Here is a 636-nt window from a genome sequence, read left to right as displayed (position 1 = left end):
CAGCGAATCGCTGACATGAAGAATAGACGGGCGCACGACTTCCAGTAACTGAAAGCGGAGTTTGGAATCAATCTGCAGCCGATTAAGCTCCTGAATAAACTGGTACAGCTGTCGAGCCGTTTCTCCCATATTCATGATCGGAAGAGACTCCACCCACTGCTCCAGCTTCTTCGGCTGATCAGCGCCAAGTGTCAGGTGCGGCAAATCCTGCTCGGGCAGTTTCAATCGCACTGTCTGGGCTGGTTGCTCCATGAAGATAATCCTTATCTTGGCGGCATCCAGGCTACCTAGTTATTTGGTATTAGTTCTTGTTATTTATGCGTCCTGTGTCACACGACTTTACGATACCGCTACAATTCTGTAAACGCTGTGCCACATTCCTCAGAAAGGGCTTGCGGACCGCGCCTCTTAACCGGCCAGCACCGTTTTAGCGGGCTCTCCCGGCTCTTCCCGAGTCAGCCTTGGCACCAGAAAGCCCGGCAGGCGCGCACGCAAGTCCGCATGCAGCTCCCGGGCAATGGCATCGGGCACGGCAAAATGGGCTGCTCCCTGCACTGCATCCAGCTGATGCAGGTAATAAGGCAACACTCCCGCAGCAAAAAGGGCATCGGATAAATCCGCCAGCGTTTCCACCCT

General features: G+C 54.4%; 2 pseudogenes. Both read right to left on the bottom strand.

Going from position 1 to position 636, the window contains the following annotated elements:
- Window positions 1-252: pseudogene (locus A3754_RS05795) on the bottom strand (hypothetical protein); the annotation flags it as partial.
- Between the two features lie 156 nt (window positions 253-408).
- Window positions 409-636: pseudogene (locus A3754_RS27340) on the bottom strand (EF-P beta-lysylation protein EpmB); the annotation flags it as partial.

Source organism: Alcanivorax sp. HI0083, from assembly GCF_001635175.1.
The sequence above is the reverse complement of the archived record's forward strand: the minus strand, read 5'-3'. Positions and strand labels throughout refer to the sequence as shown.